The sequence below is a fragment of the Streptomyces sp. NPDC020299 genome (assembly GCF_044387825.1).
Classification (GTDB): domain Bacteria; phylum Actinomycetota; class Actinomycetes; order Streptomycetales; family Streptomycetaceae; genus Streptomyces.
In genome coordinates this window covers 56,234-81,634 of the sequence record NZ_JBIRWL010000032.1, presented here as the reverse complement: position 1 = coordinate 81,634, position 25,401 = coordinate 56,234, and the positions used below count along the sequence as shown (strand labels likewise).

The 25,401-nt window shown below is 67.0% G+C and carries 35 protein-coding genes; 2 read left to right on the top strand and 33 right to left on the bottom strand.

What is annotated here, in order from left to right; genetic code table 11:
- Positions 1–172: 172 nt before the first annotated feature.
- The 28 genes from rpsK to rpsJ all read right to left on the bottom strand — a co-directional run bounded on the left by rpsK (position 173) and on the right by rpsJ (position 15,210).
- Entirely contained in the window at positions 173–577 is a 405-nt protein-coding gene (rpsK, locus tag ACH45E_RS43845) for a 30S ribosomal protein S11 (protein WP_003956432.1), read from the bottom strand.
- A 66-nt stretch (positions 578–643) separates the two neighbouring features.
- A complete protein-coding gene (gene rpsM, locus ACH45E_RS43840; RefSeq protein ID WP_004927207.1) occupies positions 644–1,024 on the bottom strand; it encodes a 30S ribosomal protein S13 in 381 nt (126 codons plus the stop codon).
- A gap of 191 nt (positions 1,025–1,215) precedes the next feature.
- On the bottom strand, positions 1,216–1,329 hold the full coding sequence (gene rpmJ / locus ACH45E_RS43835) for a 50S ribosomal protein L36 (protein WP_003998809.1): 114 nt from the start codon (positions 1,327–1,329) through the stop codon (positions 1,216–1,218).
- A gap of 60 nt (positions 1,330–1,389) precedes the next feature.
- Positions 1,390–1,611, bottom strand: a complete 222-nt coding sequence (gene infA, locus ACH45E_RS43830; RefSeq protein ID WP_003948620.1) for a translation initiation factor IF-1 — start codon at positions 1,609–1,611, stop codon at positions 1,390–1,392.
- A gap of 517 nt (positions 1,612–2,128) precedes the next feature.
- Complete coding sequence (gene map, locus ACH45E_RS43825) at positions 2,129–2,968, bottom strand: type I methionyl aminopeptidase (RefSeq protein ID WP_361455728.1); 840 nt, start codon at positions 2,966–2,968, stop codon at positions 2,129–2,131.
- Positions 2,969–3,186: 218 nt separating this feature from the next.
- The gene (locus tag ACH45E_RS43820) at positions 3,187–3,852 is read right to left on the bottom strand and encodes an adenylate kinase (protein WP_361455548.1); all 666 of its coding nucleotides are present in this window, start codon (positions 3,850–3,852) and stop codon (positions 3,187–3,189) included.
- Entirely contained in the window at positions 3,852–5,165 is a 1,314-nt protein-coding gene (gene secY, locus ACH45E_RS43815) for a preprotein translocase subunit SecY (RefSeq protein WP_361455551.1), read from the bottom strand. The genes ACH45E_RS43820 and secY overlap by 1 nt, the downstream gene beginning before the upstream one ends.
- Before the next feature lie 233 nt (positions 5,166–5,398).
- Positions 5,399–5,854, bottom strand: a complete 456-nt coding sequence (gene rplO, locus ACH45E_RS43810) for a 50S ribosomal protein L15 (RefSeq protein ID WP_006140897.1) — start codon at positions 5,852–5,854, stop codon at positions 5,399–5,401.
- A 2-nt stretch (positions 5,855–5,856) separates the two neighbouring features.
- Entirely contained in the window at positions 5,857–6,039 is a 183-nt protein-coding gene (rpmD, locus tag ACH45E_RS43805; RefSeq protein ID WP_003974250.1) for a 50S ribosomal protein L30, read from the bottom strand.
- A gap of 2 nt (positions 6,040–6,041) precedes the next feature.
- Positions 6,042–6,647, bottom strand: coding sequence for a 30S ribosomal protein S5 (gene rpsE, locus ACH45E_RS43800; protein WP_361455555.1), 606 nt, complete (start codon positions 6,645–6,647; stop codon positions 6,042–6,044).
- Positions 6,648–6,686: 39 nt separating this feature from the next.
- Positions 6,687–7,070 (bottom strand): 50S ribosomal protein L18, encoded by a 384-nt coding sequence (rplR, locus tag ACH45E_RS43795; RefSeq protein WP_067299854.1) that lies wholly within the window; start codon positions 7,068–7,070, stop codon positions 6,687–6,689.
- Positions 7,071–7,073: 3 nt separating this feature from the next.
- Positions 7,074–7,613 (bottom strand): 50S ribosomal protein L6, encoded by a 540-nt coding sequence (rplF, locus tag ACH45E_RS43790; protein ID WP_361455558.1) that lies wholly within the window; start codon positions 7,611–7,613, stop codon positions 7,074–7,076.
- Positions 7,614–7,637: 24 nt separating this feature from the next.
- Complete coding sequence (gene rpsH / locus ACH45E_RS43785; protein ID WP_007384075.1) at positions 7,638–8,036, bottom strand: 30S ribosomal protein S8; 399 nt, start codon at positions 8,034–8,036, stop codon at positions 7,638–7,640.
- Positions 8,037–8,249: 213 nt separating this feature from the next.
- Positions 8,250–8,435 carry a type Z 30S ribosomal protein S14 gene (locus ACH45E_RS43780; protein WP_003948630.1) on the bottom strand — a complete coding sequence of 62 codons (186 nt, stop codon included), beginning with the start codon at positions 8,433–8,435 and terminating at the stop codon, positions 8,250–8,252.
- A 5-nt stretch (positions 8,436–8,440) separates the two neighbouring features.
- Positions 8,441–8,998 carry a 50S ribosomal protein L5 gene (rplE, locus tag ACH45E_RS43775; RefSeq protein WP_272112662.1) on the bottom strand — a complete coding sequence of 186 codons (558 nt, stop codon included), beginning with the start codon at positions 8,996–8,998 and terminating at the stop codon, positions 8,441–8,443.
- Positions 8,998–9,321: a 50S ribosomal protein L24 gene (rplX, locus tag ACH45E_RS43770; protein WP_030967306.1), complete on the bottom strand. Its 324-nt coding sequence runs from the start codon at positions 9,319–9,321 to the stop codon at positions 8,998–9,000. Before rplX ends, rplE begins: the two co-directional genes overlap by 1 nt.
- 2 nt (positions 9,322–9,323) lie before the next feature.
- The gene (gene rplN / locus ACH45E_RS43765; protein WP_003992364.1) at positions 9,324–9,692 is read right to left on the bottom strand and encodes a 50S ribosomal protein L14; all 369 of its coding nucleotides are present in this window, start codon (positions 9,690–9,692) and stop codon (positions 9,324–9,326) included.
- 131 nt (positions 9,693–9,823) lie between these two features.
- Complete coding sequence (gene rpsQ / locus ACH45E_RS43760; protein ID WP_003992363.1) at positions 9,824–10,111, bottom strand: 30S ribosomal protein S17; 288 nt, start codon at positions 10,109–10,111, stop codon at positions 9,824–9,826.
- On the bottom strand, positions 10,111–10,335 hold the full coding sequence (gene rpmC, locus ACH45E_RS43755) for a 50S ribosomal protein L29 (RefSeq protein ID WP_030174543.1): 225 nt from the start codon (positions 10,333–10,335) through the stop codon (positions 10,111–10,113). Before rpmC ends, rpsQ begins: the two co-directional genes overlap by 1 nt.
- Positions 10,335–10,754, bottom strand: coding sequence for a 50S ribosomal protein L16 (rplP, locus tag ACH45E_RS43750; protein ID WP_132857211.1), 420 nt, complete (start codon positions 10,752–10,754; stop codon positions 10,335–10,337). The genes rpmC and rplP overlap by 1 nt, the downstream gene beginning before the upstream one ends.
- 5 nt (positions 10,755–10,759) lie before the next feature.
- Positions 10,760–11,596: a 30S ribosomal protein S3 gene (gene rpsC / locus ACH45E_RS43745; RefSeq protein ID WP_361455563.1), complete on the bottom strand. Its 837-nt coding sequence runs from the start codon at positions 11,594–11,596 to the stop codon at positions 10,760–10,762.
- On the bottom strand, positions 11,596–11,943 hold the full coding sequence (gene rplV, locus ACH45E_RS43740; protein WP_003974262.1) for a 50S ribosomal protein L22: 348 nt from the start codon (positions 11,941–11,943) through the stop codon (positions 11,596–11,598). The genes rpsC and rplV overlap by 1 nt, the downstream gene beginning before the upstream one ends.
- A 42-nt stretch (positions 11,944–11,985) precedes the next feature.
- Positions 11,986–12,267 (bottom strand): 30S ribosomal protein S19, encoded by a 282-nt coding sequence (rpsS, locus tag ACH45E_RS43735; RefSeq protein WP_019888752.1) that lies wholly within the window; start codon positions 12,265–12,267, stop codon positions 11,986–11,988.
- A 12-nt stretch (positions 12,268–12,279) separates the two neighbouring features.
- A complete protein-coding gene (rplB, locus tag ACH45E_RS43730) occupies positions 12,280–13,116 on the bottom strand; it encodes a 50S ribosomal protein L2 (protein WP_018543909.1) in 837 nt (278 codons plus the stop codon).
- 40 nt (positions 13,117–13,156) lie between these two features.
- Complete coding sequence (gene rplW / locus ACH45E_RS43725; RefSeq protein WP_361455567.1) at positions 13,157–13,576, bottom strand: 50S ribosomal protein L23; 420 nt, start codon at positions 13,574–13,576, stop codon at positions 13,157–13,159.
- Positions 13,576–14,232, bottom strand: a complete 657-nt coding sequence (gene rplD, locus ACH45E_RS43720) for a 50S ribosomal protein L4 (RefSeq protein ID WP_361455570.1) — start codon at positions 14,230–14,232, stop codon at positions 13,576–13,578. Before rplD ends, rplW begins: the two co-directional genes overlap by 1 nt.
- A gap of 7 nt (positions 14,233–14,239) precedes the next feature.
- A complete protein-coding gene (rplC, locus tag ACH45E_RS43715; protein WP_005481233.1) occupies positions 14,240–14,884 on the bottom strand; it encodes a 50S ribosomal protein L3 in 645 nt (214 codons plus the stop codon).
- Positions 14,885–14,901: 17 nt separating this feature from the next.
- Positions 14,902–15,210, bottom strand: a complete 309-nt coding sequence (rpsJ, locus tag ACH45E_RS43710) for a 30S ribosomal protein S10 (protein ID WP_003948644.1) — start codon at positions 15,208–15,210, stop codon at positions 14,902–14,904.
- Between the two features lie 633 nt (positions 15,211–15,843).
- Here rpsJ and ACH45E_RS43705 point away from each other — a divergent pair.
- Complete coding sequence (locus tag ACH45E_RS43705) at positions 15,844–16,434, top strand: hypothetical protein (RefSeq protein WP_361455573.1); 591 nt, start codon at positions 15,844–15,846, stop codon at positions 16,432–16,434.
- 10 nt (positions 16,435–16,444) lie between these two features.
- Here ACH45E_RS43705 and ACH45E_RS43700 read toward each other — a convergent pair whose 3' ends face one another.
- The 5 genes from ACH45E_RS43700 to rpsL all read right to left on the bottom strand — a co-directional run bounded on the left by ACH45E_RS43700 (position 16,445) and on the right by rpsL (position 24,057).
- Positions 16,445–19,492 (bottom strand): glycosyl hydrolase 115 family protein, encoded by a 3,048-nt coding sequence (locus ACH45E_RS43700; RefSeq protein ID WP_361455576.1) that lies wholly within the window; start codon positions 19,490–19,492, stop codon positions 16,445–16,447.
- 204 nt (positions 19,493–19,696) lie between these two features.
- Positions 19,697–20,890 carry an elongation factor Tu gene (tuf, locus tag ACH45E_RS43695; RefSeq protein ID WP_361455579.1) on the bottom strand — a complete coding sequence of 398 codons (1,194 nt, stop codon included), beginning with the start codon at positions 20,888–20,890 and terminating at the stop codon, positions 19,697–19,699.
- Positions 20,891–21,046: 156 nt separating this feature from the next.
- Positions 21,047–23,173 (bottom strand): elongation factor G, encoded by a 2,127-nt coding sequence (gene fusA / locus ACH45E_RS43690; protein WP_361455582.1) that lies wholly within the window; start codon positions 23,171–23,173, stop codon positions 21,047–21,049.
- A 39-nt stretch (positions 23,174–23,212) separates the two neighbouring features.
- Positions 23,213–23,683, bottom strand: coding sequence for a 30S ribosomal protein S7 (gene rpsG, locus ACH45E_RS43685; RefSeq protein ID WP_005481264.1), 471 nt, complete (start codon positions 23,681–23,683; stop codon positions 23,213–23,215).
- A 2-nt stretch (positions 23,684–23,685) separates the two neighbouring features.
- Positions 23,686–24,057 (bottom strand): 30S ribosomal protein S12, encoded by a 372-nt coding sequence (gene rpsL / locus ACH45E_RS43680; RefSeq protein WP_003948652.1) that lies wholly within the window; start codon positions 24,055–24,057, stop codon positions 23,686–23,688.
- Positions 24,058–24,465: 408 nt separating this feature from the next.
- Here rpsL and ACH45E_RS43675 point away from each other — a divergent pair, with 408 nt between their 5' ends.
- Positions 24,466–25,221, top strand: coding sequence for a Crp/Fnr family transcriptional regulator (locus ACH45E_RS43675; protein ID WP_361455586.1), 756 nt, complete (start codon positions 24,466–24,468; stop codon positions 25,219–25,221).
- The last annotated feature ends 180 nt before the right edge of the window (positions 25,222–25,401 follow it).

The following is a 25,401-nucleotide window of genomic DNA, read 5'->3' as shown; positions in this document are numbered from 1 at the left end:
GCCGTACTGCGACATGTGGGGGCTGACCCCCACACCCCCAGCCGGAGGCCGACCCACCGTGAGCCTGCGCGTCAGACGCGACGACGCTTCGGCGGACGGCAGCCGTACTGCGACATGTGGGGGCTGACCCCCACACCCCCAGCCGGAGGCCGACCCACCGTGAGCCTGCGCGTCAGACGCGACGACGCTTCGGCGGGCGGCAGCCGTTGTGCGGGGTCGGGGTGACGTCCTGGATGGAGCCGACCTCGAGGCCCGTGGCCTGCAGGGAGCGGATCGCGGTCTCACGACCGGAACCCGGGCCCTTGACGAACACGTCGACCTTGCGCATGCCGTGCTCCTGGGCGCGGCGGGCAGCCGACTCGGCGGCCATCTGCGCGGCGAACGGCGTGGACTTCCGGGAGCCCTTGAAGCCGACGTGGCCGGCGGAGGCCCAGGAGATCACGTTGCCGGACGGGTCCGTGATCGAGACGATCGTGTTGTTGAACGTGCTCTTGATGTGCGCGTGGCCGTGAGCGACGTTCTTCTTTTCCTTGCGGCGCACCTTCTTGGCAGCGCCCTGACGTCCCTTGGGGGGCATCTCTTAACTCCTACGGGAGGTGGTCGGTCCTACAGCGAAGACCGTGGACAGGCGGTCCGCTGCGGACTACTTCTTGCCCGGCTTCTTCTTGCCGGCGATGGCGCGACGCGGGCCCTTGCGGGTACGGGCGTTGGTGCTGGTGCGCTGACCGCGGACGGGCAGACCGCGGCGGTGACGCAGACCCTGGTACGTGCCGATCTCGACCTTGCGGCGGATGTCGGCCTGGATCTCGCGACGGAGGTCACCCTCGGTCTTGATGTTGTTGTCGACGAACTCGCGGATCGCGACGAGCTGCTCCTCGGAGAGGTCGCGAACGCGGGTGTTCGGGTCGATGCCGGTGGCAGCCAGCGTCTGCTGCGAAAGGGTCCGGCCGATGCCGAACACGTAGGTGAGGGCGATCTCCACACGCTTTTCGCGCGGGATATCAACACCGGAAACGCGTGCCATTCAATGGCTCCAGTTTGATCTTCGGAGGTCTTCCACAGGACCGGCTCCCAGCCGCCGTACTAGGTACGAACTGGGTCCCCGGCCTCCGAACCGGGGGTGTCGAGCCTTGATCGACTCGGGCCCTGCGTATGAACATATTCAGCTTGCGTCGCGCGAAACTCTGCGTGAGGTGCAGAGGGATCGGTCGTGCGTCAGCCCTGGCGCTGCTTGTGGCGCGGGTTCTCGCAGATGACCATGACCCGGCCGTGACGGCGGATCACCCTGCACTTGTCGCAGATCTTCTTGACGCTCGGCTTGACCTTCATTGGGTGAGGTTCTCCGGGTCAGTGCCATCGCTCCGGGCGGGCCCGGGGCTCGGGCAAGATCTACTTGTACCGGTAGACGATTCGGCCACGCGTCAGGTCGTACGGAGACAGCTCCACCACGACCCGGTCGTCAGGGAGGATACGGATGTAGTGCATACGCATCTTGCCGCTGATGTGTGCCAGGACCTGGTGGCCGTTCTGGAGCTCGACCTTGAACATGGCGTTCGGCAGAGACTCGACGACAGTGCCCTCGATCTCGATGGCACCTTGCTTCTTGGCCACGCTTCGCCCTTCGAATCGACTACCTTGATCGACTCTCCTGCTTCCCTTGCGGGCGCATGCGGACATGCGGGTACACGAGAGCCGACGAGTCAGTCTACGTCAGCGCACCCGGAAACACGAATCGAGAGAGCCTGCCCGGCGCTCAAGATCGGTATGCACGAGACACACCGCCGAGTAGCGGAGCACGTCAGGCAAGCGGGTCCGGCGCCACCGTGATGCCGTGCTCCGCCAGCTTGGCCTTGCCGCCGACCGCTCCTTGACGCCGCCCTCGCGGGCTCGGCGCTCGGAGCGCCTCGCTGGCTTCGAGCGGCTGCGCCGGCCTCCGCCCGGCGATCGTGGCTCGGGACCGTTGTCAGCCGAGAGGGTCCGGCGCCACCGTGATGCCGTGCTCCGCCAGCTTCGCCTTGCCGCCGACCGCTCCTTGACGCCGCCCTCGCGGGCTCGGCGCTCGGAGCGCCTCGCTGGCTTCGAGCGGCTGCACCGGCCTCCGGCCGGCGGTCGTGGCTCGGGACCGTTGTCAGCCGAGAGGGTCCGGCGCCACCGTGATGCCGTGCTCCGCCAGCTTGGCCTTGCCGCCGTCGGGGGCCGTGAGGACCAAGGGGCCCTGGTCCGTGAGGGCGACGGAGTGTTCCCAGTGGGAGGACCAGGTGCCGTCGGTGGTGATGACCGTCCAGTCGTCGGAGAGGACCTCGGTCTTCGGGGTGCCCAGGGAGACCATGGGCTCGATGGCCAGGCAGAAGCCGGGGACCAGCTTGGGGCCCTTGCCGCGGCGGCGGTCGACGTAGTTCAGCAGGTGCGGGTCCATGTGCATCTCGGTGCCGATGCCATGGCCGCCGTAGTCCTCGATGATGCCGTAGCGGCCGCCGCCGGGCTTCGGCTGGCGGCGGATGTACGTCTCGATCGCCCGGGAGACGTCGACCAGGCGGTTGCCCTGCTTCATCGCCGCGATGCCGGCCCACATGGACTCTTCCGTGACCCGGGAGAGCTCCACCAGCTCCGGGTCGTGACCGGAGCCGACGAAGGCGGTGTAGGCCGCGTCACCGTGCCAGCCGTCGACGATCGCGCCGCAGTCGATGGAGATGATGTCGCCGTCCTTGAGGACGACGTCGTCGGAGGGGATGCCGTGGACGACGACCTCGTTCACCGAGGTGCAGATCGTCGCCGGGAAGCCGCCGTAACCGAGGAAGTTCGGCTTGGCGTTGTGCTCGGCCAGCACCTTGCGCGCGACCTCGTCCAGGTCCTTGGTGCTGGCACCCGGCACCGCCGCCTCCCGGGTGGCCGCGTGGATCGCGGCGACGACCAGCCCCGCCGCACGCATCTTCGCGATCTGCTCGGGGCTCTTGATCTGCACTGTCAGCTCTGCCTCTCACGGGAATCCGGTCTTGTACACCACAACAGTACGGCCCCCGGCGGCGTGCCGACACGTGGTCGGGCCGGTCACCGCCCCACCGCGGTCAGCGCCGAGTGAACACCGGCGTCCAGCGGCTCTCGTCGCGCAAAAATTCTTACCTTGCCGGGCATGACAAAGGCTGCTCCGGCCGGGGCCGGAGCAGCCTTGTCGTCGTACCGCGATCTCTACTTGTTCTCGGCCGCTTCGCGCTTGAGCGCCTCCAGCGCGCGCTGCGTGATCTCGTCCACCGGACCCAGCGAGGAGATCGTACGGACCAGCCCCTGGACCTTGTAGTAGTCGATGATCGGCTCGGTCTGCGTGTGGTAGACCTCCAGCCGCTTGCGGACCGTCTCCTCGGAGTCGTCGTCGCGCTGGTACAGCTCACCGCCGCAGACGTCGCAGACGCCCTCCTGCTTCGGCGGGGTGTACGTCACGTGGAAGACGTGGGAGGAGTCCTTGCGGCAGATCCGCCGACCGGCGATCCGCTTCACGACCTCTTCCTCGGGTACCTCGAGGTCGAGTACCGCTTCGAGCTTGATGCCCTCGTTCTCGAGGAGCTCGTCGAGCGCCTCGGCCTGGGAGACGTTGCGCGGGAAGCCGTCCAGCAGGAAGCCGCCCTCGGCGTCGGGCTGCTCCATGCGGTCCTTGGCCATGGCGATGGTGACCTCGTCCGGGACGAGGTTGCCGGCGTCCATGTAGGACTTCGCGAGTTTCCCGAGCTCCGTCTGCTGGCTGATGTTGGCGCGGAACAGGTCACCCGTGGAGATGTGCGGGATGCGCAGCTTCTCGGCAAGGCGTACTGCCTGCGTTCCCTTACCGGCACCCGGCGGCCCGACGAGCACGATTCGCATCAGCGGAGGAACCCTTCGTAATTGCGCTGCTGGAGCTGGCTCTCGATCTGCTTCACCGTCTCGAGACCCACACCCACGATGATCAGGATGCTGGTCCCGCCGAACGGGAAGTTCGAGCTCGCGTTGAACCCGACCAACGCCATTGTCGGTACGAGAGCGATCAGACCCAGATACAGCGAACCCGGCCAGGTGATCCGGTTGAGCACGTAGCTGAGGTACTCAGCGGTCGGTCGGCCAGCCCGGATGCCCGGGATAAAGCCACCATACTTCTTCATGTTGTCGGCGACTTCCTCGGGGTTGAAGGAGATCGCCACGTAGAAGAACGCGAAGAACACGATGAGCAAGAAGTACAGGGTGATGTAAATCGGGTGATTACCCTTGGACAGGTTCTGCTCGATCCACGACTTCCAGCTCGAGTTACTCCCTGAGAACTGCGCCACCAGCGCCGGGATGTAGAGCAGCGACGAGGCGAAGATGACGGGAATCACACCCGCCTGGTTCACCTTCAAAGGGATGTAGGTGGACGTACCACCGTATGAGCGGCGGCCGATCATGCGCTTCGCGTACTGCACGGGGATACGGCGCTGGGCCTGCTCCACGAAGACCACCAGGCCGACCATGACCAGGCCCACCAGGATCACGGTGCCGAACTCGATCCAGCCGCCGGCCAGGGTGCCCTGCTTCTTGATGGCCCACAGCGAGGACGGGAAGGTCGCGGCGATCGAGATGAACATCAGGATCGACATGCCGTTGCCGATACCGCGGTCGGTGATCAGCTCACCGAGCCACATGACGACGGCCGTACCGGCGGTCATGCAGATGACCATGGTGATGGTGGTGAAGATCGCCTGGTCCGGGACGATGCTGCCGGCGGCGGAGCACCCGTTGAACAGGGCGCCGCTGCGGGCGGTGGCCACCAGGCCGGTGCCCTGGAGGATGGCGAGCGCCACGGTCAGGTAGCGGGTGTACTGCGTGATCTTCGTGGTACCCGCCTGGCCCTCCTTCTTCAGGGCCTCCAGACGCGGGATGACCACGGTCAGCAGCTGCAGGATGATGCTCGCCGTGATGTACGGCATGATCCCGAGTGCGAAGATCGTGATCTGCAGCAGCGCGCCGCCGCTGAACATGTTGACGAGACCGAAGATGCCCTGGTTGCCGGACGCCTCGGTGACGCACTGCTGGACGGCCTGGTAGTTGACGCCGGGGATCGGGACGTGGGTACCGACCCGGTAGACCACGATGATGGCCAGCGTGAAGAGCAGCTTCTTGCGCAGGTCGGGCGTCCTGAACGCCCGGGCGAACGCGGTGAGCACGGTGCCTCCTGCGACCCCCGCGCAACTGCGTCAAGGGTGACGGTCTGAGGTTTCGACAAATACGGAACGGTCAAAGCCCGCTCAGAGTGCCCTATGTGAGCACCCAGTGAAAGTGGGCAGTGCTGGCCACCTTACCGGCGAGCCGCGCCCTCTGGAACGACCAACCGGGGATACCCCTAAATGTGGGGTATCCCCGGTCGGGATCGCTCACGTCATCGAGGCGCCTGACTGGATCAGACGAGCTCGGTGACCGTACCGCCGGCGGCGGTGATCTTCTCCTTGGCGGAGCCGGAGACGGCGTCGACCGTCACCTGGAGCGCCACGGAGACCTCGCCCTGGCCCAGGACCTTGACGAGGCTGTTCTTGCGAACGGCACCCTTGGCCACCAGACCCTCGACGGTGACCTCGCCACCCTCGGGGTAGAGCGCGGCCAGCTTGTCGAGGTTCACGACCTGGTACTCGGTCTTGAACGGGTTCTTGAAGCCCTTCAGCTTCGGGAGGCGCATGTGGAGGGGCATCTGCCCACCCTCGAAGCGCTCCGGAACCTGGTAGCGGGCCTTCGTGCCCTTGGTACCACGACCGGCCGTCTTACCCTTCGACGCCTCACCACGACCCACACGGGTCTTGGCGGTCTTGGCGCCCGGGGCGGGACGGAGGTTGTGGATCTTGAGCGGGTTGTTCTCCGCCATGATCAGTCGACCTCCTCGACCGTCACGAGGTGGCGGACGGTGTGCACCATGCCGCGGAACTCGGGGCGGTCCTCCTTGACGACCTGCGTGTTGATGCCCTTGAGACCAAGGGAACGCAGGGTGTCACGGTGGTTCTGCTTGCTGCCGATGTAGGACTTGACCTGCGTAATCTTGAGCTGCGCCATGATTACGCACCCGCCCCGGCACGCGCACGGAGAAGAGCCGCGGGGGCGACGTCCTCGAGCGGCAGACCACGGCGGGCCGCGACCTCCTCGGGACGCTGAAGACCCTTGAGGGCCGTCACGGTCGCGTGCACGATGTTGATCGCGTTGTCGGAGCCGAGCGACTTCGACAGGATGTCGTGGATACCGGCGCACTCGAGCACGGCGCGCACCGGACCACCGGCGATAACACCGGTACCGGGGGACGCGGGCTTGAGCAGCACGACGCCGGCAGCCTTCTCACCCTGGATGGGGTGGGGGATGGTGCCCTGGATGCGGGGGACCTTGAAGAAGTGCTTCTTGGCCTCCTCAACACCCTTGGCGATGGCGGCCGGCACCTCCTTGGCCTTGCCGTAACCGACACCCACGGTGCCGTCACCGTCGCCCACCACGACCAGCGCGGTGAAGCTGAAGCGACGACCACCCTTCACAACCTTGGCGACGCGGTTGATCGCGACGACGCGCTCAACGTACGCGGTCTTCTCGGCGGCAGCAGCGCCGCCGTCACGGCCCTTCCGGTCCCGCCGCTCGCCGCCACCGGCACCGCCACCGCGGCGCTGGGGTCCAGCCATTGGAATTACCTCTCTCTGTTTCCGCTAGCTACGGCAGGCTCAGAACTTGAGCCCGGCTTCGCGGGCGGCGTCCGCCAGGGCGGCGATGCGCCCGGCGTACTGGTTGCCACCACGGTCGAACACGACAGCCTCGACACCGGCGGCCTTGGCACGCTCGGCGACCAGGGCGCCGACCTGCTTGGCCTGCGAGGACTTGTCGCCCTCGCCACCGCGGACGGACGCGTCCAGGGTGGACGCGGACGCCAGGGTGTGGCCCTTGAGGTCGTCGATCACCTGCGCCACGATGTGGCGGTTGGAGCGGGTCACGACCAGACGGGGACGCTCCGCCGTACCGGCGATCCGCTTGCGGATCCGGATGTGACGGCGCTTGATCGCGGCGCGCTTGTAGGCGTCGCCCTTGAGGATCTTCTGCCCGTATGCCATGGCTTACTTACCCGCCTTTCCGACCTTGCGGCGGATGACTTCGCCCTCGTACTTGACGCCCTTGGCCTTGTACGGGTCGGGCTTGCGCAGCTTGCGGATGTTGGCCGCAACCTCGCCGACCTTCTGCTTGTCGATGCCCTCGACCGAGAACCGGGTGGGGGCCTCCACCTTGAAGGTGATGCCCTCGGGGGCCTCGACGGTGATCGGGTGGCTGTAGCCGAGAGCGAACTCCAGGTTCGAACCCTTGGCCGCGACGCGGTAACCGACACCGCTGATCTCGAGCTTCTTCACGTAACCCTGGGTCACGCCGGTGATCATGTTCGCCACCAGCGTGCGGGACAGGCCGTGCAGGGCCTTGTTCTGACGCTCGTCGTTGGGGCGGGTGACGTTGAGAACGCCGTCCTCACCCTTGGCGATGTCGATCGGCGCGACGATGGTGTGGGTCAGCGTGCCCTTGGGGCCCTTGACCGAGACCGTACGGCCGTCGATGGTGACGTCCACGCCGGCGGGAACCGTGATGGGGAGCTTGCCAATACGCGACATAGCTGTTTCCTCCGTTCCCTTCCGCTACCAGACGTAGGCGAGGACTTCCCCACCCACGCCCTTCTTGCCGGCCTGCTTGTCGGTGAGGAGCCCGTGCGACGTGGAGATGATCGCCACGCCGAGGCCGCCCAGCACCTTCGGCAGGTTGGTGGACTTCGCGTACACCCGGAGACCGGGCTTGGAGATCCGCTTGATGCCCGCGATGGAGCGCTCACGGTTCGGGCCGAACTTCAGCTCGAGAACGAGGTTCTTGCCGACCTCGGCGTCCTCGACCTTCCAGCCCGTGATGAAGCCCTCCTGCTGGAGGATCTCCGCGATGTGCGACTTGATCTTCGATGCCGGCATCGTCACGGAGTCGTGGTATGCCGAGTTCGCGTTCCGCAGACGCGTAAGCATGTCTGCGATCGGATCAGTCATGGTCATGAATTGGCCTTCGGCCTCTCTCGCCGGGGTTTCCTGGTGCGCCATCCCTCTCCCCGATCCGAGACGGGACGGGTGCGGCGCGGTGGACCTACGGCGTAGTAAGTCGTATGGGCGGCGACAGACGCCCAACCCCACAAGCCTAAGGCATGTGAAGTGGGCGTCTTACCGCCCTATCTGCTTACCGAGAGCCTTGGGAATCCCGAATTACCGGGACTACCAGGAGCTCTTGGTCACGCCCGGCAGCTCGCCACGGTGAGCCATCTCACGAAGGCACACGCGGCACAGGCCGAACTTGCGGTACACGGAGTGCGGACGGCCGCAGCGCTGGCAGCGGGTGTAGCCACGCACACCGAACTTGGGCTTGCGAGCAGCCTTGGCAATCAGAGCCTTCTTCGCCATCTCGCTCACGCCTCCTTGAACGGGAAGCCGAGGTGACGAAGGAGCGCGCGGCCCTCAGCGTCGTTGGTCGCCGTGGTGACCACGGTGATGTCCATGCCCCGGGTACGGTCGATCTTGTCCTGGTCGATCTCGTGGAACATGACCTGCTCCGTGAGACCGAAGGTGTAGTTGCCACGGCCGTCGAACTGCTTGGGGGACAGGCCGCGGAAGTCGCGGATGCGCGGCAGCGCGAGCGACAGGGTGCGGTCCAGGAACTCCCACATGCGGTCGCCACGGAGCGTGACGTGGGCACCGATCGGCTGACCCTCACGCAGCTTGAACTGCGCGATGGACTTGCGGGCCTTGGTGACGGCCGGCTTCTGACCGGTGATCGTGGTGAGGTCGCGGATGGCGCCCTCGATCAGCTTGGAGTCGCGGGCGGCGTCGCCCACACCCATGTTGACCACGATCTTGACGAGGCCGGGGATCTGCATGACGTTCTCGTACTTGAACTCGTCACGCAGCTTGCCCGCGATCTCCTCGCGGTACTTCTGCTTCAGACGCGGGCTGGTGGTGGTCGTCATCAGATGTCCTCACCCGTCCGCTTGGCAACGCGGATCTTGTTGCCTTCGTCGTCGAAGCGGTAACCGACACGCGTGACGACCTTGTTGCCGTCCTTCTCAACGACCAGCTGGACGTTGGAGACGTGGACGGGCGCCTCGGTCGTGACGATGCCGCCGGCCTGCGAACCGCGAGCGGTCGGGCCGGCCTTGGTGTGCTTCTTGACCCGGTTGACACCCTCGACCAGGACGCGGTCCTCGCGGGGGTAGGCCGCGATGACCTTGCCCTGCTTGCCCTTGTCCTTACCGGTGATGACCTGGACCAGGTCGCCCTTCTTGATCTTCATGCTTACAGCACCTCCGGAGCCAGCGAGATGATCTTCATGAACTTCTTCTCGCGCAGCTCACGCCCGACCGGGCCGAAGATGCGGGTGCCGCGAGGGTCGCCGTCGTTCTTCAGAATGACGGCGGCGTTCTCGTCGAAGCGGATGTACGAGCCGTCCGGACGGCGGCGCTCCTTGACGGTGCGAACGATGACCGCCTTGATGACGTCACCCTTCTTCACGTTGCCGCCGGGGATCGCGTCCTTGACGGTGGCGACGATGACGTCACCGATGCCCGCGTAGCGGCGACCGGAGCCACCGAGCACACGGATGCAAAGGATCTCCTTCGCACCAGTGTTGTCGGCGACGCGCAGTCGCGACTCCTGCTGGATCACGTCTATCTCCTGTTTGTCTGCCGGTTCCCGGCAGGGGCCTCAGTTACGAGAGCCCCTGCCGAGCCTGGCGGAACTGTCCTGCGGGTTTGCCCGCAGGAACCTACTTTTTGGAATTCCCTTGCGGGAATTACCTACTTGGCCTTCTCGAGGATCTCGACGACGCGCCAGCGCTTCGTCGCGGACAGCGGCCGGGTCTCCATGAGGAGGACGCGGTCGCCGACACCCGCGGCGTTCTGCTCGTCGTGCGCCTTGAGCTTGTTGGTACGGCGGATGACCTTGCCGTACAGCGCGTGCTTGACGCGGTCCTCGACGGCGACGACGACGGTCTTGTCCATCTTGTCGCTGACGACGAGACCCTCACGGGTCTTGCGGAAGCCGCGGGCCTCTGCAGTCTGCTCAGTCACGTTGCTCTCACTCATCAGGCGCTCTCCACCGTCTCGATGCCCAGCTCGCGCTCACGCATCAGGGTGTAGATCCGCGCGATGTCCTTACGGACGGCCTTCAGCCGACCGTGGTTCTCGAGCTGACCGGTCGCCGCCTGGAAGCGGAGGTTGAACAGCTCTTCCTTGGCCTCGCGGAGCTTGCCAAGAAGCTCCTCGTTGCCCAGCTCGCGCAGCTCGGACGCCTTGGTACCGGCCGACATCACGCTTCACCTGCCTCGCGCTTGACGATCCGGCACTTCATCGGCAGCTTGTGGGCCGCGCGAAGGAGCGCCTCACGGGCGATCTTCTCGTTCGGGTAGGACAGCTCGAACATCACCCGACCCGGGTGAACGTTCGCGATCCACCACTCCGGCGAACCCTTACCGGAACCCATGCGGGTCTCGGCGGGCTTCTTGGTCAGCGGGCGGTCCGGGTAGATGTTGATCCAGACCTTGCCGCCACGCTTGATGTGGCGGGTCATCGCGATACGGGCCGCCTCGATCTGGCGGTTGGTCACGTACGCCGGCGTGAGGGCCTGGATGCCGTACTCGCCGAACGCAACCGTCGTACCGCCCTTGGCCTGACCACGGCGCTTCGGGTGGTGCTGCTTGCGGTGCTTGACCCTACGGGGGATCAGCATTTCGGTCAGGCCTCCGTTCCGCCAGTAGAAGAGGACGGCGCCTCAGCCGGAGCGGACGCGGGAGCCTCGGCCTTGGGGGCCTCGGCGCCGCCGGCCTGCTGCGGCTTGCGACCACGACGCTCGCCACCGCGGCCACCACGGGCCGGGCGGTCGGCGCCACCACGGGCCGGGCGGTTGCCCGCGCGGGCCGCGGCGTTCTCGGCGCGGACCTCGGCGATGTTCTTGACGTCGCCCTTGTAGATCCAGACCTTCACACCGATGCGGCCGAAGGTCGTCTTGGCCTCGAAGAAGCCGTAGTCCACGTTCGCGCGGAGCGTGTGCAGGGGCACACGGCCCTCGCGGTAGAACTCCGAGCGGGACATCTCGGCGCCACCGAGGCGGCCACCGCACTGGATCTTGATGCCCTTGGCGCCGGCCTTCATCGTGCCCTGCATGCTCTTGCGCATGGCACGGCGGAAGGAGACGCGGGAGGAGAGCTGCTCGGCGACGGCCTGGGCAACCAGCTGAGCGTCGGTCTCGGGGCTCTTGACCTCGAGGATGTTCAGCTGGACCTGCTTGCCGGTGAGCTTCTCGAGGTCACCGCGGATGCGGTCGGCCTCGGCGCCACGGCGGCCGATGACGATGCCCGGACGAGCGGTGTGGATGTCCACACGCACGCGGTCACGGGTGCGCTCGATCTCGACCTTGGAGATGCCGGCGCGCTCCATGCCGGACGTCATCATCCGACGGATGGCGACGTCTTCCTTGACGTAGTCCTTGTACAGCTTGTCGGCGTACCAACGCGACTTGAAGTCGGTCGTGACACCGAGCCGGAACCCGTGCGGGTTTACCTTCTGGCCCATTACCGGGTTCCTTCCTTGCTGCTGACGACCACGGTGATGTGGCTGGTCCGCTTGCGGATCCGGTAGGCACGGCCCTGGGCGCGCGGACGGAACCGCTTCAGGGTCGGGCCCTCGTCGACGTACGCCTCGGAGATGAAGAGGCTGTCGGCGTCGGTGTGGTCGTAGTTGTGCGCGGCGTTGGCAATGGCGCTGTCCAGCACCTTGCCGACCGGCACGCTCGCGGCCTGCGGGGCGAAACGCAGGACCGCCTGAGCCTCCGTGGCGTCCATGCCACGGATAAGGTCCACCACGCGGCGGGCCTTCATGGGCGTGACGCGGATGTACCGCGCCTGGGCCCTGGCTTCCATGGTTGTCCTTCCAGTGTCTGTCATGGTCATTCCACCCCGCTACTAGCGGCGCTTCGACTTCCGGTCGTCCTTGACGTGACCCCGGAAGGTGCGCGTCGGCGAGAACTCGCCGAGCTTGTGGCCGACCATCGACTCGGTGACAAACACCGGGATGTGGGTCTTGCCGTTGTGCACCGCGATCGTGTGGCCGAGCATCGCCGGGATGATCATGGAGCGGCGGGACCAGGTCTTGATGACGTTCTTGGTACCGGCTTCGTTCTGAGCGTCCACCTTCTTCACCAGGTGGTCGTCGACGAAGGGTCCCTTCTTCAAGCTACGAGGCATCTCAACCCGTCCTTAGCGCTTCTTGTTCGTCTTGCGGCGGCGGACGATGTACTTGTTCGACGCCTTCTTGGGCGAACGAGTACGGCCTTCCTTCTTGCCCCACGGGGACACAGGGTGGCGACCACCGGAGGTCCGGCCCTCACCACCACCGTGCGGGTGGTCAACCGGGTTCATCACGACACCACGGACGGTCGGGCGAACGCCCAGCCACCGCTTACGGCCGGCCTTACCCCAGTTGATGTTGCTCTGCTCGGCGTTGCCGACCTCGCCGACGGTGGCGCGGCAGCGGACGTCGACCAGGCGGATCTCGCCGGACGGCATGCGCAGGTGGGCGTAGGCGCCCTCCTTCGCGAGCAGCTGCACGGAGGCACCGGCGGAGCGGGCGAACTTGGCACCGCCACCGGGACGGAGCTCGATCGCGTGGATCGTGGTACCGACCGGGATGTTGCGGAGCGCCAGGTTGTTGCCCGGCTTGATGTCGGCCCCGGGACCGTTCTCGACGCGGTCACCCTGCTGCAGGTTGCGCGGGGCGAGGATGTAGCGCTTCTCGCCGTCGGCGTAGTGCAGCAGCGCGATGCGCGCGGTGCGGTTGGGGTCGTACTCGATGTGCGCGACCTTCGCCGGCACGCCGTCCTTGTCGTGACGACGGAAGTCGATCACTCGGTAGGCGCGCTTGTGTCCGCCACCCTGGTGGCGAACGGTCACACGACCGGCGTTGTTACGGCCGCCCTTGCTGTGCAGCGGGCGGACCAGCGACTTCTCCGGCGTGGACCGCGTGACCTCGACGAAGTCGGCGACGCTGGCGCCACGACGGCCCGGCGTAGTCGGCTTGTACTTGCGGATTCCCATTTCTCAGTCCTCGTCCGATATCGGACGATCCGGACCGCCCTTAGGCGGTCGGACCGCCGAAGATGTCGATACGGTCGCCCTCGGCGAGGGTCACGATCGCGCGCTTGCTGCCGGCACGCTGACCGAAGCCGGTCTTCGTGCGCTTGCGCTTGCCCTGGCGGTTGATCGTGTTGACCCCGGTGACCTTGACCGAGAAGACCGCCTGGACGGCCTGCTTGATCTGGGTCTTGTTGGCGTTCGGGTCGACGATGAACGTGTACTTGTTCTCGTCGAGGAGCGCGTAGCTCTTCTCCGAGACGACCGGCTTCAGCAGGACGTCACGGGGGTCCGTGTACGACTTGCTCAGCGGGGTCTCGACGGTGTTCTTGCCCTCGGTGGCGTGGCGCTTCGCCTTGGCGAGACGCGCGACCTTGGCGGCCTTGGCGGCCTTCGAGGCGATGCTCGGGTGACGCGTAGCCATCAGGCTTCGCTCCCTTCGGTGTCAGCGGCCTTGGGGCCAGACACGAAGGACTCGAAAGCGGCCTGGGTGAAGACCACGTCGTCCGAGACGAGAACGTCGTACGTGTTCAGCTGGCCCGGCTCCAGGATGTGGACCTGGGGCAGGTTGCGGGCGGACAGCCACGCGGCCTCGTCGGCGCGCTCGACGACCAGGAGCAGGTTCTTGCGCTCCGAGATCTTGCCGAACAGGCTCTTGGCGGCCTTGGTGCTGGGGTTCGCGCCCTCGATCACGCCAGTGACGACGTGGATGCGGTTGTGGCGGGCCCGGTCGGTGAGGGCGTGGCGCAGGGCCGCGGCCTTCATCTTCTTCGGGGTCCGCTGCGAGTAGTCACGCGGCTGCGGGCCGTGGACGACGCCACCACCGGCGAACTGCGGGGCGCGGGTCGAACCCTGACGGGCGCGGCCGGTGCCCTTCTGGCGGTACGGCTTCCTGCCGCCACCACGGACTTCACCGCGGCGCTTGGTCTTGTGCGTGCCCTGGCGGGCAGCGGCGTTCTGCGCGACGACGACCTGGTGGATCAGCGGGATGCTGATCTTCTCCACGCCGAAGATCTCCGCGGGGAGCTCGACGCTACCGGTCTTCTCGCCGGCAGGCGAAAGGATGTCAACAGTGCTCATCGGTACCTCAGGCCCCCTTGGCCGCGGTGCGGACCAGGACGAGGCCGCCGTTCGGACCGGGGACAGCGCCCTTGATGAGCAGCAGACCCTTCTCCGCGTCAACGGCGTGGACGGTCAGGTTCTGGGTGGTGACCCGCTCGTTGCCCATGCGGCCCGCCATGCGGAGGCCCTTGAACACGCGGCCCGGGGTGGCGCAGCCACCGATGGAACCGGGGGAGCGGTGCTTGCGCTGGGTGCCGTGTCCGGCGCCGAGGCCCTTGAAGTTGTGACGCTTCATGACACCGGCGAAGCCCTTGCCCTTGCTCTTGCCGGTCACGTCGACCTTCACGCCGGCCTCGAAGACCTCAGCGGAGATCTCCTGGCCCAGCGTGTACTCGGAGGCGTCCGCGGTGCGGATCTCGACGAGGTGACGACGGGGGGTGACGTCGGCCTTGGCGAAGTGGCCCTTGAGGGGCTTGTTCACCTTGCGCGGGTCGATCTCGCCGAACGCGATCTGGACGGACTCGTAGCCGTCGACGTCGTTCGTGCGGACCTGGGTGACGACGTTGGGGCCGGCCTTGACGACGGTGACCGGAACAACGCGGTTGTTCTCGTCCCACACCTGCGTCATGCCGAGCTTCTCGCCCAGGATGCCCTTGATCTGCTTAGCCATTCTCAGCTCACCGACCCTCAGAGCTTGATCTCGATGTCGACACCGGCCGGGAGGTCGAGTCGCATCAGAGAGTCAACGGTCTTGGGGGTGGGGTCGAGGATGTCGATCAGGCGCTTGTGCGTGCGCATCTCGAAGTGCTCGCGCGAGTCCTTGTACTTGTGCGGCGACTTGATGACGCAGTACACGTTCTTCTCAGTGGGCAGCGGCACCGGGCCCGCGACCGACGCACCAGTACGGGTCACCGTCTCGACGATCTTCTTCGCCGAGGAGTCGATGACCTCGTGGTCGTAGGCCTTGAGCCGGATGCGGATCTTCTGTCCCGCCATGGCTACTCAGTAGTCCTGTCTCTCTAACGCTCTGGAACCCGGTGGATTCCTTCTGCTGCCTTCGTTCCTCCGACCCACGCGGTCGGGTGTGTCGCGCCCCCGCCGACACAGATGCCCCTTGATCGAACATCCCTGCGGGAATGCACACGGCCCTACCGGAACCGCGGACCGGGGACCTCGGGCCCACCGGGCGCCTGGCCGGTGCCGCACCCACACTTCCCGGAAGATTCCCGTACGTCCGCCCCAGTGCTGCCGTGGTGGCAGTTAGGGCGACGAGTACTGTGGGACTCGCTTCCGGTCCTCCCGGCGGGAGGCGCGCAGCATCAACACTCGACCGAGCAACTCCGACAGTCTGCCATATGGGGCGGGGCCTGCGCCAATCGAGCCGGAGAGAATACCCCGAGGGTGACGTAGGTCAAACCGTGCCACGGTCAGGTCGCCTCCGTCGTGATCGTCGGCCCCGATTGTCTGGGCATACCTCGCGACTCCCACCTGCGCCCGACGGTTCACCTCGCCGGTAATCACCCGGGAAAGGTCACGCGGGCGGCATAGGCCCGGGTACTCAAGGGGCTCGTGCGAGATGAGTAGCCCGACGGCTGTGGAGCGCCAGGGCCGGCGGCTTGGATCGGTCGCATGCAGACGGATACTCCGGCGGCCTCCCCGCGCCCCTTCCTCCACGGCTACCGCACCATCACCCTGATCGGCGCCTTCTTCGTCGCGATCATCGGCTTCGGCGCCTACGCCTGTGAGTCGCTGGAGGGCGGACCGGTGCGGTCGGACGCCGAGTACCGGGAGCGGGTGGCGCAGACGAAGGAGGCGGGGCAACGGACGGTGCGTGCGCTGACCCCGGCCCCGGACGAGGCCTCGGAGCCCCCGGGAAGGACGCTCGACGACATCGCTGAGACCGACGGCAGCACGTCCTGCGTGGACGACTTGGGCGTCGACGACAACGGCGTCACCCGCGACGAACCCATCTACCACTGGGGGCTGACCTTCGCCGGCCCTGACGACTACCTCGCCGCGGTCGGCCGTCTCCGACGGCAGTGGAAGCGGCAGGGCCTGACCGTCAAGGACGTACCGGCCCCCGGCAAGGGCGAGCCGGGGGCGGGCCTGCCGGGTGTCACCGCCACCGACGACCAGGGCATCGAGCTTTCCTTGCGCCCGGACTGGTACTCCGGCAAGCCCGTCGTGCGCGCCGACGGGGGCTGCGTGCGTCATGCCTGATGATCGCCTGTCACAACCGCCTGCTCTCCAACGGGCCCAGGTACGTCGGCTCCAGTCCGCCGGTGTCGATCACCAGCCTCTGGAGGACCACTGTCGGGTCCACCATCCAGAACTTGAGGCGGTGGGCCCCGGCCCGGGTCACCGTGTGTCTCGTGGCCGTGCGGTTGATGTTGTCGGAGGTGTTGCGGGCCCAGACCGCGTTGAGCAGGCCGTCGTCGGCGCCGACGTCGATGTCGACCGTCTGGACGGCTGCGTCGTCGAAGGACACCCCGTATTGCAGTCCCCCCGTCGGCAATGCCGGGTTCCGTGGGGACAGGTACGCCCACACGGTCACCCCCGATCCCGACAGCAGGCTCACCTCGTACTCCAGCCGCGGTGAAGATCCGCCCGGCACCCTCCTCGGCCCCGTAACCGGCCACGGCGTCATCCCCGCACCCGTACGCCCGATCCCCTCCAGCCGGCGCCACTTCCCCACCGCACGGTGAAAGTGCTCCGCGTCGATGGCCACGTAACCGCCCGCCTCGACGAAGCCGCGCAGGGCTCGGCGGGAGGGGTTGTCCGTCACGCATGCGACCGTCACCGAGCTGCCCGCGCCGGACACCGTCAGGGATGCCTCCGATCGGCCGCGTGGAGCCCTCGACCAGTCCACCCGGACCTCCAGCCGCACCTGGCGGTCCACCCGGCCCCGCGGGCGGTCCACCGCCAGCCACGGTGCCGCCGACGTGTCCACCCGGTACTCGAAGGGCGTACGCCCCCGGTTGTAGACCTCCACGTACTGCTGCGGCCGCGTCTGGTACGGGCTGAACTCCGGGAGTGCCGCCTGCCGGCCCGACGATCCGCCCGGCCACCACTCCCCCGAGTCCTCCGCGCCGTCCACCGACACGCCCAGCTCCGCCCCGGCCGGGGTCTCCTGCCGCTTCACCGCCGGGAAGAGGACGTCGGGCAGCGCCACGTTGTCCTTCTCCGGCTGCTGCCACGGCGCGTTCGGGCCGTAGCGGTCCACGTCCCCGTAGTCGATGTGCGGCTGGGTCTGGAAGCCCTTCCATTTGCCCCCGGCCACTTCGGAGTTGAAGCGGTCGGCGAGCTCGAAGTCCTTCTCCAGTCCCGTTTCCGCCTCGGCCGCGCGGTCGTTCGTCGCCGCCCTGCCCTGCTTGGCGTAGAGGAGGTTCTGGAACTCCGCCTGCCGTAGCGCGTACAGGTTCGCGGTCGCCGCCACCTCGTAGCCCACCAGTTCGAACCACGCGTCCTGCGTCCCGGCGGGAAGGCTCCGCGCGATGCGGTCCGCCTTGCGCGCCAGGCCCTTCCACTCCTGCGTCACCCGTTCCAGCTCCCGGTGACCGAAGTAGTACGGGGTCTGCTGGTCGTCGTTCACCACCTGGCCGGTGCTGTCCAGTGTGATCCGGCGGTTGAGCAGTTCCGGCTTGCGGCGAGCCTGCAGTCGCCCGTACTCCGCCAGTACGGCCGCGATCGCCTCCGCCTGCGCGCCGCCGAAGTTCTGGCGGGCATACCTCCGCTCCCACTCGCCCAGCCGGTCCAGGTCCCAGCGGTCCGGGTTCCAGGCGTAGGTGAGGAAGAACTCGGCGGGCAGCTCGTTGCCCTTCAGGTCGCCGACGTTCGCCACCCACAGGCCGTGGTTGCCGTAGGCGTGCGCCTGGTGGAGCTGGTCCCAGGTGTTGCGCAGGTTCGCCGTGTCGACCCACTTGTAGTTCCGGCCCGCGCCGACGTAGTCGAAGTGGTAGTACAGGCCGTAGCCCCCGCCTCTCGCCGGGGCCGCCGGGTCCGGGTGCTTGCGGATGTTGCCCCAGTTGTCGTCGGTGAGGACGACCGTCACGTCGTCCGGGGCCCTCAGGCCCCGGTCCCAGTACCGCTGCACCTCCTTGTACAGCGTCCACACCTGCGGGGTCTGCGACGCGGGCCGGCCCGTCACCTCCTCGATGATCCGGCGCTGCGTCGCGATGATCTCCTGCATGAGTTCGATGCCGTCGCCGTCGGGGAGGCTCGTGTCGCCGTTGCCGCGCATTCCCAGGGTCACGACGCCCTCGAAGCCCTCGTCCACCATGCGCTGGATGCCGGCGCGCCAGTACTTCCTGATCGCCTCGGCGTTGCGGCGGTACGACCACTCCCCCGTGCCGCCGTACGGGTCCTTGCCGCCCGATGCGTGGCGGTTCCACTCCTCGATCCCCCGCATCATCGGCGCCTCGTGAGACGTGCCCATGACAACCCCGTACTCGGCGGCCCGCCTGTGGTTCTCCGGGTCGTCCTCCGCGAAGGCCCTGCCCCAGACCGCGGGCCAGAGGTAGTTGCCCTTCAGGCGCAGCAGGGCCTCGAACACCTTCGCGTAGAAGTCCGCGTTGAAGCCGCCCGGGTAGCCCGGCGCCTTGCCCGGCCCGAAGTACGCCGGCGCCCAGGTGCCCAGGGCCGGGTTCTCGTCGTTGATGAAGAAGCCGCGGTACTTCACCGCGGGCGTGCCCTGCGTGTACCGGCCCGGCAGCACCCAGACCCCGTTCCTGCGGGTCGGGGGCACGTCGTCCCACCAGTGCCAGGGGGAGACACCGATGCCGTACGAGACGTCGTACGCGCCGAAGATCGTGCCGCGCTGGTCGCTGCCCGCGATCACAAGTGCACGCTCCACGCCGGGCATCGGGTGGTCCACGACCGTCTGCAGCGCGGCCTCCCACTTGCCGCGCACACCGGTGACGTCGAGCCTCCCGGCCGCGATCAAGCCGTCGATCAGCGGGCTGCGGCCGATCGTGCCCAGGAGCACCGGGTGCCGCCCGATGGTGGAACCCGGCCGTACGCCGGTCACCCGCTCGAGGTCGTCGCGGAGGTCGCCCGCGACCCGTACGACTCCGGGATGGTCCTCCGCGCTGACCACCACCGGGACGCCCACCAGGGAGAAGGCCCCGCCGGTGAAGGAGATGTACGCCCCCGGGTCCGTCACCCGGAGATCACCGTCACCACCCTCACCACTGTCGCCCCCGGCCCACGCGACCCCCGTAGACAGCACCGGCACCGCAGCGAGCCCCGCCCCCAGCACAGTCCTGCGCCTGACAGACATGCCTCACCCCATCCACCCGAATTTGGTCAGCGGCATGACAAATGCTGAGCCGGAGTGGCACGAGGGGACAACGGGTCGTACGCGCCGAATAGTTTCGAACCCCGGAACCCCTGAAAGCCCCGGAAAAGCCAAGAGGCCCGTACGACCGGAGTCGTACGGGCCTCTCAGAGCTACCAGGCAGAGACCTGCCGGGTCAGTTCAAGATCACTTGTTGATCTTGATGACCTGGCCGGCGCCCACGGTCCGGCCACCCTCACGGATGGCGAACTTCAGGCCCTCTTCCATGGCGACGGGCTGGATGAGCTCCACCTTCATCTCGGTGTTGTCACCCGGCATGACCATCTCGGTGCCCTCGGGGAGGGTCACGACGCCGGTCACGTCCGTCGTACGGAAGTAGAACTGCGGACGGTAGTTGTTGAAGAACGGCGTGTGGCGGCCACCCTCGTCCTTGGAGAGGATGTAGGCCTGCGCCTCGAACTCGGTGTGCGGGGTGACCGAGCCCGGCTTGATGATGACCTGGCCGCGCTCGACGTCCTCGCGCTTGATGCCGCGGAGCAGCAGACCGACGTTCTCACCGGCCTGGCCCTCGTCGAGCAGCTTGCGGAACATCTCGATGCCGGTGACCGTGGTGGTGGTCTTCTCGGTCTTGATGCCGATGATGTCGACGGTCTCGTTGACCTTGAGGACACCACGCTCGATACGGCCGGTGACGACCGTACCGCGACCGGTGATCGTGAAGACGTCCTCGATCGGCATCAGGAACGGCTTGTCGACGTCGCGCTCCGGCTCCGGGATCGCGGTGTCGACGGCGTTCATGAGCTCCAGGACGGACTGCGTCCACTCCTTGTCGCCCTCGAGCGCCTTCAGAGCGGAGACCTTGACGACCGGCAGGTCGTCGCCCGGGAACTCGTACTCGGAGAGGAGCTCACGGACCTCGAGCTCGACGAGCTCCAGGATCTCCTCGTCGTCCACCATGTCGGCCTTGTTCAGGGCGACCACGATGTACGGAACGCCGACCTGGCGGGCCAGGAGCACGTGCTCCTTGGTCTGCGGCATCGGGCCGTCGGTGGCGGCGACCACCAGGATCGCGCCGTCCATCTGCGCGGCACCGGTGATCATGTTCTTGATGTAGTCCGCGTGACCCGGGCAGTCGACGTGGGCGTAGTGACGCGCCTCGGTCTGGTACTCGACGTGCGCGATGGAGATGGTGATACCGCGCTGGCGCTCCTCGGGCGCCTTGTCGATGTTGTCAAACGCGGTGGCCTCGTTCAGGTCCGGGTACGCGTCGTGCAGCACCTTGGTAATGGCGGCCGTGAGGGTCGTCTTACCGTGGTCGATGTGACCGATGGTGCCGATGTTGACGTGCGGCTTAGTCCGCTCGAACTTCGCCTTCGCCACTGGGGTCCTCCTGTGGAGTGGTTCTGTACGCCTTACTTCATCGGCGCCAGGTGATCTTTGCTGTTAAGTCCCGGAACCCGGGGCATTCATCCTGTAATACGGCTGAATGCCCCTTGAGGCTCCGGAGTCAAGCCTAAAGCGTGAGAACGCTGAACGTTACTCGCCCTTGGCCTTCGCGATGATCTCCTCGGCGACGTTCCGCGGAACCTCGGCGTAGGAGTCGAACTGCATCGAGTAGCTCGCGCGACCCGACGTCTTGCTACGGAGGTCGCCGACGTAGCCGAACATCTCCGACAGGGGCACGAGGCCCTTCACGACGCGGGCACCGGCCCGCTCCTCCATGGCCTGGATCTGGCCACGGCGGGAGTTGATGTCGCCGATGACCTCACCCATGTAGTCCTCGGGCGTGGTGACCTCGACGGCCATCATCGGCTCGAGCAGCACGGGGCTGGCCTTGCGCGCGGCCTCCTTGAAGGCCTGCGAACCGGCGATCTTGAAGGCGAGCTCGGAGGAGTCGACCTCGTGGTAGCCACCGTCGATGAGCGTGACGCGGACGCCCGTCATCTCGTAGCCGGCGAGGATGCCGAACTGCATGGCCTCCTGCGCACCGGCGTCGACCGAAGGGATGTACTCCTTCGGGATACGGCCACCGGTCACCTTGTTCACGAACTCGTACGAGGCGTCGCCGCCCTCGATGGGCTCGATCGCGATCTGCACCTTGGCGAACTGACCGGTACCACCGGTCTGCTTCTTGTGGGTGTAGTCCACGCGCTCGACGGCCTTGCGGATCGTCTCGCGGTAGGCGACCTGCGGCTTGCCGACGTTGGCCTCGACCTTGAACTCACGGCGCATACGGTCGACCAGCACCTCGAGGTGCAGCTCGCCCATACCACCGATGATGGTCTGGCCGGTCTCCTCGTTGGTGTGCACCTGGAAGGAGGGGTCCTCCTCGGCCAGGCGCTGGATCGCGACGCCCAGCTTCTCCTGGTCGCCCTTCGACTTGGGCTCGATGGCGACCTGGATGACCGGCGCCGGGAAGTCCATGGACTCCAGGATCACCGGCTGCTTGTCGTCGCACAGCGTCTCACCGGTCGTGGTCTGCTTCAGACCCATGACGGCGATGATGTCGCCGGCGCCCACCGCGTCGATCTCCTCGCGCTTGTTCGCGTGCATGCGGTAGATCTTGCCGATGCGCTCCTTCTTGCCCTTGACGGAGTTCAGCACCGAGGTGCCGGACTCCAGGCGGCCCGAGTAGACCCGGACGAAGGTGAGCTTGCCGAGGTGCGGGTCGCTCATGATCTTGAACGCGAGCGCGGACAGCGGCTCGTCCTCGGACGGCTTGCGCTTGACGACCGTCTCCGGGTCCTTGACGTCGTGGCCCTCGATGGCCTCGACGTCCAGGGGGGAGGGGAGGTAGCGCACGACCGCGTCGAGCAGGGGCTGGACGCCCTTGTTCTTGAACGCGGTGCCGCAGAACACCGGGGTGACCGTGGTGTCCTTGGACTTGCCGGACGCGATGGTGATACGACGGATCGCGGCGTACAGCTGCTCCACGGTGGGCTCGGTGCCCTCCAGGTACAGCTCCATGATCTGATCGTCGTTCTCGGCCACGGCCTCGAGCAGCTTGCCGCGGTACTCCTCGGCAGCCTCGGCGTGCGTGTCCGGGATGTCGACGGTGTCGTACATCTCGCCCTTGGTGGCCTCGGCGGACCAGACCAGGGCCTTCATCGTCACGAGGTCGATGACGCCCTTGAAGTCGGCCTCGGCACCGATCGGGAGCTGCATGACGATCGGCTGCGCGCCCAGGCGGTCGCTGATCATGTCGACGCAGCGGTGGAACTCGGCACCGGTCCGGTCGAGCTTGTTGACGAAGCAGATACGCGGGACGCCGTAGCGGTCCGCCTGACGCCAGACGGTCTCGGACTGGGGCTCGACACCGGCGACGCCGTCGAACACCGTCACGGCACCGTCGAGCACGCGCAGGGAACGCTCCACCTCGACGGTGAAGTCGACGTGGCCCGGCGTGTCGATGATGTTGATGGTGTGGTCGACGTCTTCGAGCGGCCAGTGACAGGTGGTGGCAGCAGAGGTGATCGTGATGCCACGCTCCTGCTCCTGCTCCATCCAGTCCATGGTGGCAGCGCCGTCGTGGACCTCACCGATCTTGTACGACACACCGGTGTAGAACAGGATCCGCTCGGTGGTGGTCGTCTTGCCCGCGTCGATGTGGGCCATGATCCCGATGTTGCGGACCTTGGCCAGGTCAAGTGAAGTGGTAGCCATAAGGCTTCAGTCTTCTCTCGGTCTCGATGTGGGTAGCGACTACCAGCGGTAGTGCGCGAAGGCCTTGTTGGACTCGGCCATCTTGTGCGTGTCCTCGCGCTTCTTCACAGCGGCGCCGAGGCCGTTGGAGGCGTCGAGAAGCTCGTTGAGCAGACGCTCGGTCATGGTCTTCTCGCGACGGGCGCGGGAGTAACCGACCAGCCAGCGCAGCGCGAGCGTGTTGGCGCGACCGGGCTTGACCTCGATCGGAACCTGGTACGTCGCACCACCGACACGGCGGGACTTGACCTCGAGGGTCGGCTTGATGTTCTCCAGCGCGCGCTTCAGCGTGATGACCGGGTCGTTGCTGGTCTTCTCGCGCAGGCCCTCCATGGCGCCGTACACGATGCGCTCGGCGGTGGAGCGCTTGCCGTTCAGCAGCACCTTGTTGATGAGGGAGGTCACCAGAGGAGAACCGTAGACCGGGTCGATGATGACCGGGCGCTTCGGGGCGGGGCCCTTACGAGGCATTCTTACTTCTCCTTCTTGGCGCCGTAGCGGCTGCGGGCCTGCTTGCGGTTCTTGACACCCTGGGTGTCGAGCGAGCCGCGGATGATCTTGTAGCGAACACCGGGCAGGTCCTTCACACGGCCGCCGCGCACGAGCACGATGGAGTGCTCCTGCAGGTTGTGTCCCTCACCCGGAATGTAAGCGGTGACCTCGATCCCGCTGGTCAGACGCACACGCGCGACCTTACGCAGGGCCGAGTTCGGCTTCTTCGGGGTGGTCGTGAACACACGCGTGCAGACGCCGCGACGCTGAGGGGAACCCTCGAGTGCGGGCGTCTTGTTCTTCTCGACCTTGTCCTGCCGGCCCTTGCGGACCAGCTGCTGGATCGTAGGCACTACTTCTCCGGTTTCTGTGTGCCGAATGGTGAAGCTAACCTGGAACGTCACCGACCCACGCGGTCGGGTGTGTCGAATCCGGCAGACTCTCGCCGCGAGGCGAGAAGGGCGCAGATCACGGTGGCCGGTTACGGCTCACTATGCGGTTTGAAGGCACGCACGGGAGCCAGGGCACACCCCAGGCACAAGGTCTGAGCGTACCTACCTCAAGGACTTCGGTCAAAACAAATGGAGTGCACCTCGACACGCCGGGTTCCCCGCCCACCCTGCTGTGATTCATCCCAGTTGTCCCGGCCACCGGAATGATCTTCCGTCAATGGCCGGTTCGCGCTCTTCCACGCTCCGCGACCGCGCGCTTTCTGTACGTTGATCCGTCCGTCGCGGGTAGCGGGTATTCGGGGGCCGAACATGACGACGTGGACACCGGCGTACTCGCCGGACGACGGTGGTCTGGACGACCGCGTGCCGTTCCTGGCCCGGCTGGAGAGCGAGGACCGCTCGGGGCTGCTGGCCCTCGGCCGCACCCTGGACTTCACCCCCCGCACGGTACTGCTCCGGCAGCACGAGCCCTCGGCGCACGTGCTGTTCCTGGTCACCGGCTGGACGAAGGTGACCGCCTCGGCGGCCAACGGCTACGAGGCCCTGCTGGCGCTGCGCGGCCCCGGTGACGTCGTCGGCGAGTCGGCCGCGCTGACCGGGCGCTCCCGGTCGGCGACGGTCACCGCGCTGGAGCGGGTGCGGGCGGTGGCGGTGGACCGCGAGCGCTTCCGGGACTTCCTGGGCCACTCCCCCGCCGTCTCCTTCGCCCTGCTCGGCCTCACCGCGGACCGCACCCGCGCGGCCGACCGGCGCCGGCTGGAGTTCGCGTCGCTGAGCGTGCGGGAGCGGTTCGCGATCCTGCTCCTCGACCTGGCCCGCACCCACGGCCGCCGGACACCGGCGGGCATCGAGCTGGCCGTACCGCTGAGCAAACAGGAGCTCGCCGGTTCGGTGGGCGCCTCCCGCGAGATGGTCCAGCGCCTGCTGAAGGAGCTGCGCGACAAGGAAGCCGTCGCCACGGGTCGCCGCACGATGCTGATCATGCGCCCCGACATCCTCCGCCGGATCGCGGCGACCGACCCGGCAGCGGGCATCCCGTCCCCACCGGGCCCGAGAGAACGCTGACCTGCGGCTTCGCTCCGCGGGCCGGGACACACAAGCGGTGCCGGCAGACCAGTACGGCGCGCCGACGCCGCACGCCCTCGCCCTCGCCCTCGCCCCGAGAGGACGCCCGCCGCCCGGAAGCGTCTCCTTCCACCCCCGTCACACGTGCCCCAATACGCCTTCTGTGTATCCCGTCACACT